The sequence below is a fragment of the Acidiluteibacter sp. genome, assembly GCF_055129545.1.
This window is the reverse complement of record NZ_JBSRUB010000019.1, coordinates 35,645-45,355: the sequence shown is the minus strand read 5'-3', so window position 1 is coordinate 45,355 and position 9,711 is coordinate 35,645. Positions and strand designations below refer to the sequence as shown.

The following is a 9,711-nucleotide window of genomic DNA, read 5'->3' as shown; positions in this document are numbered from 1 at the left end:
CTTGTACCTGATTAAAATAACCTCCCAATAAATACCCGTCATCAGGGGTTTTTATTACACTGCCTACACCTGCTGTACCTGGGTAAGCAGAGTCAATTGGACTTCCTAAATTATTAAAGGTAGTGTCAATACTCCCATCGATATTTAAACGACACAACGAAAACCATTGATTGGGGTAATCTACCAATTGAAAGTTACCAGAAATAAATATTTTTCCATCTGGTTCCACTAATTGCGCTCTAACTCTACCACTCCCTGGAGCAACAGGGCTTTTAAAAGTAGTATCCAAGTTCCCATCCATATAAATTCTACAGATCCCATTTACAGTATCGCCATCGTATTCAGTAAATTCACGAAGTAGACCAAAAACCAGCAATCTAGTGCTGTCGTATTCTTTAAATCCATCAACGGAACCGCTAGTCGTATGTTTAAAAGTAGAATCGTACAAACCCAAGGAATCTACCTTTATAATAGGCTGAGAAGGAAAAGTATCCGGTGGATTTTTAATTAAACAGATATTTGGATTTCCAAACCAACTATTCGTCATTAAAGAGGATCCGTTTGGAAAAAAATAGGGGTAATAAGCATAAGAACAACTCACGGTTTGTCGGTAGTTCTGGCGCCATGTGGTCCATACAAAATTCCCGTCAATGTCCATGGGAACGTAGTTCCCCCCCCCACCCCAACCAGAGATAAATACCGTATCATTTATCGGGTAAAAAAAGGTCATGCCATTACGAGCATACCCTATAAAATTGAAATTTCGACTCCCATCACGCCTAGTACTTATAATTGAATAATAGGGATTGTTGCCGATAAATAATCGAAAATTCCCTGTAATATGGAGATTTCCGTTACTTGGGTTTTCCCAAAGATCACTTGTGGGTCCTCCTGATTGAATATCATTCAAATCAATAAACAACTGAAAGTTAGTATCCATAGAAAAAGAAGGCTGAGCCTTTAACTCAGCCTTCTTCCAGAATAATTGGCAAGAGAAAATGACAATAATGACTAATATCTCTTTCTTCATTTCTGTATGATTAGTTTTCCTTGATAAATGGTAGTTCCATCTTCAAGTATTTCATAAAGATAAGTACCATTTTCTAATTTATTTACGTTAATAGTAGTTTTTCGGCTACTTACACGCTGCTCCAATAAGATTTGTCCGTTAATGGCATAAACCCGGAGCATTTTCGATCCTTCTGTTTGCTCTCCGTCCCAAGTAATTTCTATGGAAGTTTTCGCTGGGTTGGGCACTAAGCTAAAGTTACCTAGCTTCTCATTCACCACTGGTGGATTCATATTGTACACCCTAGGGCTTCTCACTCTTCCTTCTGATTCAATTCCTGCATCACACTCCCCATATCCAAAACACAAAATGTTTTGCGCCATATGAGAAGAACGCCCAGTTTTAAGTTCGGCTATAGTTCTCAAAGTAGTTAATTCTTCTTCTCCCAAATCTAAAATGGCTTTATCGTTCATTCTGATGGATGCTCTAAAAGTAACGTAGGCTTTTAAATTGTCATGCTCTGCTTGCTGCCACTCGGTCAATTCTGGCCCTTCTTCTATCATGCCTATTAAATTGTTGGCTTCCTCATAATCTTCTTTGGCGATGGCCAATTCCACCAATCGGTAGTTAGAAGCTGGATGCTTCCGTGCAGCCAATAGGCTCTCAATGCTGTCGCTGTGATCCAAGCTGTCCGTCATGTAATAATACAAGAGTTGATTGGAAGCCAAACCCAAAGAGGCATTTGTAGTCGCCAATTGATTTTCCAAAATGGTTCGGGGTGTTACTCCACTCCAGTTCAGATAAATTAACTGAATCATGGATTCGGGCAATGGGTTTGGAATTTCATACTGCAAATAATTCAAGAAGTCTTCATTGGTTGTGGCATCCATATTGGCTAAACACACCTCTAATAATAAAGCATCGGTTAAAATTCCTGAACCTGCTGCTTCTCGCAATGCCTCTTCTGACAAATACGGTGCTTCATTCATCAAGTTGTCCCTCAAGTCTTGGGCTTCATTGTTCCAACTCATGTTGATGGCTTGCAGCAAGGAATCGGTATTTCCACCATCTATGTTTTGAAAGTAGGTGTACAACAGCGCCTCATACTGCGCCCGTTGGTTGTAAAACTCACTGCTCAAATTTTGAGGAACCGCCCCTGCATAAGAACTGCGGTATTGGGTAGCACACCCATTTCCATTTGTCGCAGGATATTGAATCACCTTAGCAGTAGGAATGAGTTTGGCCGCAGCCAACTGCTCTCCTGTGCCGTAATAATACTTAATTACATTGTCCGATTTATTCTCCACATGCACTGTACTTGATGTGGATGGCACATTTCCAGTTGCTAAAGATGGAGAACTAGACCCTTGATGATCTCGAATTCCATGTTGGATGGCATTCCCATCTTTATCTACCAGCACTTCTTTATCATTTCCTTGTAAACTGGTGTTGCATAAAAATTGTAAGCCTTCATAAGGGTCTTGATCCCGATTCAGTCCATTGTACCATTGCCCTATAGCATTGTCCTTGAACTCATTTTTATACACCTGATTGGATTCTGTTCCAGAATTTTCAATGTAAACCCCAACTGGTTCTAAACTGTTTGCGTTCCCTTCAAAGGCATTGGCTTCTACCTCAAAGCCAGAAGATGTCAAGACCGATAAACCAAATTGGTTATCCTTCGTGTAGCCATTTTTAAGCACTCCCCCTACTTTTACGTTGTTTCGGATGAAGCGGAAGTTATCTAATCTATCTATTTCTACCGCCTTCATGTTTCCTTCAAAGTCCACTCGGTCTACCGTAATGGTGTGAGCAGTACCTGCACCTGTTGCACGAATTCCATGATTAAAATTCTTAATGGTAGAATGTTTGTAATACGGAATTGGCCCTGGGCCAGAAGGAGTCACGTATTCCGCCTCTATTCTATAACCTGCATCAATTGAAAAAATAGCATTCCCATTAGAAATTTCAAAATCACTTGGGGTGGTTCTATTGTCTTCAAAGTCACACCCTCTAAACAATACTCCATGTACATCCCAAAGCGTCACTTGGTTAATTCCGCCAACATTTTCTGGGTCGTAATCATCGTCCAATATAAATTTACATCGAAGAAAGTAGCTGTAATTGTAAAAAGAATAAGACATAAATTGAACAGCTCTTCTGCAATTTTTAAAGGTGGCGTCTTCCGCTTGAATCAGTCCTCCCATGGAGTTCCAATCGTCCGTTTTCCATAAACTCACTGCAGTATTTGCATTTTCCAATACGGCATCATTCTTTAAAATGAGTTTTCCTTGATTATTTCCGCTGTGGTTTAATCCAGAATTCCCCCACACTTCAATTCCATCCCAAAAAGTATCACAGTTATTTTTAATGGTTCCACCATCTACTTCCAATGTAGCCCCAGCTTCTACAATAATTTTACCTCTGGAAGGCATATATAGGATTCCTTTTATCGTTAGTTTACTGCCGCTTTTTACTCTTAGGTTTCGCTCTAAAAAGGCATCTTCGGTGTAAGTAGTGTTGGTGGTTATTTCTCGCTCGTGGTCGTATCCAGTAGATTCAGGCAATTCGATGCTCCAAGCACCTCTGCCGTAAGTGGCAGCAAACAATTTATTGGAACAGGTATTGATCCGCAATTCCATCACCTGACAATTCGGAAAATCAGACAATTTTTCCCATCCAGGCATCCCAGCTTCCGTATAATAAACCCCTACATTAGTCGCTAAAAACAACCGATCATTCGTCCCTTCTTGCACCACAATATTATTGGCAGGCATTTGTGGCAAAGTGGTATCAGGGTCAGCATTTTCCCAAGTGTTTCCACCATCTATGGTTTTAAAAACTCTAAACCCTTTTTGGTATCCACTAACAGAAATCCATACTTTTAAATGATCAGTGGGGCTAATTGCAATACCAGAAATGTTAGGAGGTGAACTTGAATTGTAATAAGTAGACAGAGGCAATGAGTCTGAAATATTTATAAATCTTGGAGTTACTGGTGCTGCATTAATGTCCGTATAATTCCCATCACTCAAACCAGTTGTTGAACGATATAGCCATGTATGCCTACCATACGGTGCTTTTGAAGCTACATATACATAATCAGGATTTGATTTTGAGATATCGAATTCAGTTACTTGCCTAGAATTACTCAAAGAAGGAAACTCAGTGGTAGTTGAATCAATTTGGGTTGGTGTTGCGTATAAATCTGACTCCACTTGAAATTGCATACTAGTTGAAATATATGGCATATCATCATTAGGCAATATAGAAGAATACAAATCTGAAAGTCCGTAAATGTGTTTATTAGTTATAGGGTGGTCTACCACTTGAAATTGCATTGGTATAACTTCCAAAGAATCAGGATCTCCTAAATAGTTGGGCGCTGACGATGCATAAGGTGCTGCATTCCATGGTTTGGATGGCGCATGGGCACTTCCATTAGTTTTATATGCAGTTCTTGGATAATTAGAACTTCCATTCATATCATTTACAATTTGTGCTGCATAACCGTCCCCACCGATAAGATCCGCCCATTGATATTGATTATTGACATTTAACTTTTGCCTAATCCCGTTATCTTGAGTCCCTAGTCTGATTTGAATATTATTTACCTTAGACACATCGAATGACCAATTTAAATTAGTGTTCAAACCATTATTTCTATATTCCCATCCGTAGATATTTAGATAGGTTAAATCTTTTACACTTATTCCTCCATGATTTCCGCAGAAAAGTAAAGGTGCAATTGTATTGGGCTCAAAAATCAACTCGTGTACGTCAGCATGAAAACCAAACCTGCTATAGGGTGATCTTACAACTAGAGAGTCTAAAATATTTATATTATTACTTCCTAGCACCTTGGTGCCTCCAAAATAGACTACATCTGGATCAGCTGGAGATACTGCAAACCCCATCCAACCAACTGGAAACTGGGTGGTTCCTTTTTGAACTTCAGATTTTAAAAACTGCCAATTGTTATTTTTATACATATATATATAAGCGGCTCTATCTTTAGTGGCTGTATCTGCTCCCGTTATATATGCATACAACCGATCTGGAGCAGCAGGAGTTACTGCGAGATTAATTCGATCTACTAAATAATTAGGAGCAATACTAGTCATTGTCAAACTGGTGGGTCCCATAACATCAGTCATGCTTTGCCAAGTAGAACCACCATCCGTACTTTTATAAATATCGTTACTAGAAACATACATGGTATCCGGATTGTCAGGATGAAACTCTATTCCTTTAAAATCATCTTCCAATCCAACAGCACCCTGTTTTACTGTAATTTTGTTCCAAGTTGGCGAAGCAGCAGTTGCATTTGTGGTTCTAAAAAGTCCCTTCGAAGTCACTACAAATAACTTATTTTCGTCCCTTGGATGAATGGCGATGTCTCGACAAACTCCACCTGTAACAAAATTATTAAGGAAGCCATTATTGATCGCAGACCAACTGTTTCCATTGTCTTCTGAACGAAAAATTCCTGTAGTAAAAATGGGATTTCTTCCATATAAATTTGAATTATTAGCTATTAACCAAGACCGTTCATCTCCTTCTCCTGTGCAGACAAAAATCATATTCGTATCCAGATGATTAATGGCTATCCCTGAAACTGAGGTTTGAGGTAATTGCTGATCTGTCCCTAGTACGTTCCAACTTTCTCCACCATCTACAGATTTCCATAATCCACCAAAAAAAGAACCCGCATATATTGATTTTGAATTGATATTGTAACTTGGATGAAATACAATACGATGTATTTGACCATTATCATTCCAATCTGGCTTAGAACCATCGTGCCCTATTGGCCCAATTTCCGTCCAAGGCTGTATTGGACTTCCTCCAATTGTAGGATTAATAGAAGGTGGAGTAAAATTAGTCGCATAATCTACAATGGCTTGTGCAGCGATATCTACATTGCCGTGTGGTGCTAGCTGAGAACTCCACATTAAATTTCGACGAATGATACTTTTATCATTGGCTGTTTTCAGAGAATCAGGAATTTTCAGTAGGGAGTCGGGCTTAAATGAATGCATTAATTGGTGAAAATTATTCACGAATTGGGCTGAGCTATTGTATGCAATTAGGCATAAAAATAGCGGTAGGGCTAGTTTTTTTCTCATTTTTGTAGATTTAGTTAGTATACAGCGTATTAATTTATACTTGCAATCTAAAAAATAATTTACACTATTACAAATGAGCGATTTAAAAAATGTAATTCTTTTGACAAATGAAAAGTTGTCAAGCACCTTTTCAAAACAACGAATTCAACCCTTAAGATTTTGCATTCAAAATACTTTCTGAAATCTTGGTTTGATTAAATTGAATCACTTGCTTGTACCACAAAGCAGATGACTTCAAGGTTCGCTTTAAGGTTTTGTAATCTACATGAACAATTCCGAATCGTGGTCGATAGCCTTCTGACCATTCAAAATTATCCAGCAGTGACCAAACAAAGTAACCTGAGACTTTCAAATCTTCTAGATGTGCTCTTTTTAATTGTTTTAGATTTTGAGCAATGTAACTGATTCGATTGGCATCGTAAATTTTATCATTCTGAATCTCATCGTCGAAGGCTGCTCCATTTTCAGTCACGATCACTTCTTTCACACCTTCGTAAGCGGAGAACTTTTTAGCCATGGCGTAAAGTGATTTCGGATAAACTTCCCAACCCATTTCTGTAGTGGGCACATTCCGCTTTGAAGATTCTATTAATTTAGCTCCGATGTATGGGGTAAAAGTTGAATTCTTTATTTTCTCTCGTGTGTAATTTTGAATCCCTATAAAGTCAAAATCGAATTTCATACGAGTCTCATCGTCATGACGCATGTACTTTTCCATCTTATTTAGGAAACTAAGCTCTTTCACAGGATAACCTAACCCTAAAGAGGGCTCAATAAACAATCGATTGGTCAATGCATCGACCCGCTTGGCTGCTCGAATATCCTTTTCGCTATCCGGTCGAAACGGCTCGATTAAACTGCATGAAAAAGTGGTTCCAACGATGCTATTTGGTCGTAAATCTTTGATGATACTTCCGCCTACCGCTTGCGCCAATACAGCATGATGAACGGCTGGCAAAAAGTTTTTCAATCCACGTCTTCCAGGTGCATGAATACCTAAAAAATAACCTGCTCCAGTAAAAACCATCGGCTCATTCAGTACCATCCACCTCTTCACACGATCACCAAAATGAGCGGCACAAAATGAAGCATAATCAAAAAACCAATCCACAATTCTTCTATTGGTCCACCCACCTCTCAACTCTATATTTTGAGGCAAATCCCAATGATACAAAGTAATCCAAGGCTCGATGTCCAACTCTAGGCAGCGATCAATTAATCGATTATAGAAATCAATTCCCTTTTGATTAATGTGTCCATACCCTTCTGGATAAATTCGTGCCCACGAAATCGAAAATCGAAAATTTGGGATGCCCAAGTTTTTAATGGTTTGTAAATCTTCTTCAAACTTATGATAGAAGTCACAGGCTACTTTTGCATTTTCCTGATTAGAAACAGCCTTTTTTTTCTCAGTGAACTTGTCCCAAATTGAAGGACCTTTTCCATATTGATCATGTGCACCTTCTATTTGAAATGCAGAGGTAGACACTCCCCAATGAAAGTCCTCCCGAAATTGAAATTCTTCCATTCTTATGCTCCTACTTTAAATTGATCTTCCTGTATAAAATTTAGATAAGTATCCCTTTTTTTTTCCTCATTCTCGAAAATAACATCGATTATTTCCTTCGTCCTGTTGGGATAATTTACTTCTACAACATCATCAGTTAGAATCCATTTTAAAATAGCAGGAATGTGTTTTTTTCGCAACTCTTTTATCACCGGAACACCCATTTGCTTGAGTGCTTCAGCATTGCATTGTTGCTCATATTGTGCCTTCATCGGGATCACCATCAATTTCTTTTTTAGAAACAACGCTTCCGATGGAGTTCCAAAACCAGCAGCACACAGCACTCCGGTGCAAGAAGCCAAACTGGTTAAAAAAGCTTCATTATTAATCGGCTCAACAGATATATTATCTACTTGATAAGTCGATTTACCATGCTTCGTAAAAACATGAAAATTGACATCAGTGATTAATTTTAGTTTATTAATTATTCGTTCATCATCATAAGCCGGTAAATAGACCGTGTAGTGCCCCAAATTAGAAATTTCTAAATCTCTCACTTCTTGACGTACAATTGGGGTATAAATATTTTCAGAATAACTCATGAAATGAAATCCATAACCCGAAGTGGTAGGCGCATAATTATTCAACATAAACTTCCCCAGAGTGTCTTCTTTTTTAGGTTTAGGTGCATTGGCAGAAAGCACCGCACATTGATTACTCAAACTAATGCATTCTTTTTTCTTAAAGTGCGCCGCCCAAGCAGAAATGGGCTCAAAATCGTTGATGATAATATCGTACTGCTCAATGGGGAGACTCTTCACTTCAGTAATAAACCGATTGACATGATTTTTCATGTAGGTGTTCACGTAGTCAATTCCTCCTTTCTTTCCGAAAATAAAACTCATTCCTTTGAATACATACTTCACTTCATAAGGTAATGGAATATCCGATTGAATCCCGCTCACTAACAAATCGAGCTCTCCTTTTTCTTTCAAATATGGAATAATCTCTCGGGCTCTACTTAAATGACCATTTCCCGTTCCTTGAATGGCATACAATATTTTCATCGGCTTAACTTTTTGTCAATTCCATTAACTTGAATTCCGCGACCAGCTTAGCAAACAACTCTTTATTGTTGTATTCCTGATCAGGCGTCACTTGAAATTGATCATCCTCATAGTGAGCATCCTCGTATTTATAAATGCTCCATGTCTGGTTGTTGTACTCCAAGGCAGTCAAGTTTTCAATCCAATCCCCAGAATTGAGATACATCACTTTCCCCTCTTCATTTTTAATCTCTCTCATTTCAGGTTGGTGAATGTGACCACATACTACATAATCGTAATCATTGGAAATAGCGATATCAGCAGCTACTGTTTCAAAATCGTTGACAAATTTTACCGCACCCTTAACGCTGTTTTTGATTCGCTTTGATAAAGAGATTTTCCCTTTTCCGAGCTTCATTGAAATGTGATTCACTAGTCGATTAATTAGGATCAACAAATCGTATCCATTTGCTCCAAGCTTCGCCAACCATTTACTGTGTTGCATAGTTACATCAAACACATCCCCATGGAAAAACCACGCTTTTTTACCATCCAACTTTAGCACTACTTTGTTCACGATTTTTAGACTCCCCATTTCAAATCCAACGAACTTTCGCAGCATTTCATCGTGGTTACCAGTCACATAATAAATCTTTACACCTTTGGTTGCCCAACTAGCAATCTGCTTGATTACTTGCATGTGTGCTTTTGGGAAATAGCTCTTTTTAAACTGCCAGATATCCACAATATCCCCATTCAGAATTACCTTCTTAGGGTCAATGCTTTTCATATATTTTAGCAATTCTTTGGCATGACAACCGCGAGTTCCTAAATGAATATCAGACAATACAACAAGCTCTACTGAACGTTTTGGATTGGATTGACTCATACCACTTGTGGGTTAATGTTATCAACCATTTTTTTGTTCATCATTGGTTGATGAAAGAGTCCTGCCCATCTTTTGCGAAAAAAACGGATCACTAACAGTTGATAAATTTCTATTAAATAACTCATAATTAG

General features: G+C 38.4%; 5 protein-coding genes. All 5 read right to left on the bottom strand.

Translation table 11 applies throughout. From position 1 onward, the window contains the following. The coding region (locus ACTB0X_RS10560) for an NHL repeat-containing protein (protein WP_463024984.1) at positions 1-1,030 on the bottom strand (1,030 nt) is incomplete at its 3' end. Next, positions 1,027-6,138 carry a VPS10 domain-containing protein gene (locus tag ACTB0X_RS10555; protein WP_463024983.1) on the bottom strand — a complete coding sequence of 1,704 codons (5,112 nt, stop codon included), beginning with the start codon at positions 6,136-6,138 and terminating at the stop codon, positions 1,027-1,029. The genes ACTB0X_RS10560 and ACTB0X_RS10555, both read right to left, overlap by 4 nt. A 151-nt stretch (positions 6,139-6,289) precedes the next feature. Continuing rightward, positions 6,290-7,666 carry a GH1 family beta-glucosidase gene (locus ACTB0X_RS10550; RefSeq protein ID WP_463024982.1) on the bottom strand — a complete coding sequence of 459 codons (1,377 nt, stop codon included), beginning with the start codon at positions 7,664-7,666 and terminating at the stop codon, positions 6,290-6,292. 2 nt (positions 7,667-7,668) lie between these two features. After that, positions 7,669-8,712, bottom strand: coding sequence for a glycosyltransferase family protein (locus ACTB0X_RS10545; protein ID WP_463024981.1), 1,044 nt, complete (start codon positions 8,710-8,712; stop codon positions 7,669-7,671). 4 nt (positions 8,713-8,716) lie between these two features. After that, positions 8,717-9,580 carry a UDP-2,3-diacylglucosamine diphosphatase gene (locus ACTB0X_RS10540; RefSeq protein ID WP_463024980.1) on the bottom strand — a complete coding sequence of 288 codons (864 nt, stop codon included), beginning with the start codon at positions 9,578-9,580 and terminating at the stop codon, positions 8,717-8,719. Positions 9,581-9,711: the final 131 nt, after the last annotated feature.

Excerpts from the sequence above, each read along its gene's own strand:
- ACTB0X_RS10555 (WP_463024983.1), bottom strand. The coding sequence starts at position 6,138 with ATGAGAAAAAAACTAGCCCTACCGCTATTTTTATGCCTAATTGCATAC.
- ACTB0X_RS10550 (WP_463024982.1), bottom strand. The coding sequence starts at position 7,666 with ATGGAAGAATTTCAATTTCGGGAGGACTTTCATTGGGGAGTGTCTACC.
- ACTB0X_RS10545 (WP_463024981.1), bottom strand. The coding sequence starts at position 8,712 with ATGAAAATATTGTATGCCATTCAAGGAACGGGAAATGGTCATTTAAGT.
- ACTB0X_RS10540 (WP_463024980.1), bottom strand. The coding sequence starts at position 9,580 with ATGAGTCAATCCAATCCAAAACGTTCAGTAGAGCTTGTTGTATTGTCT.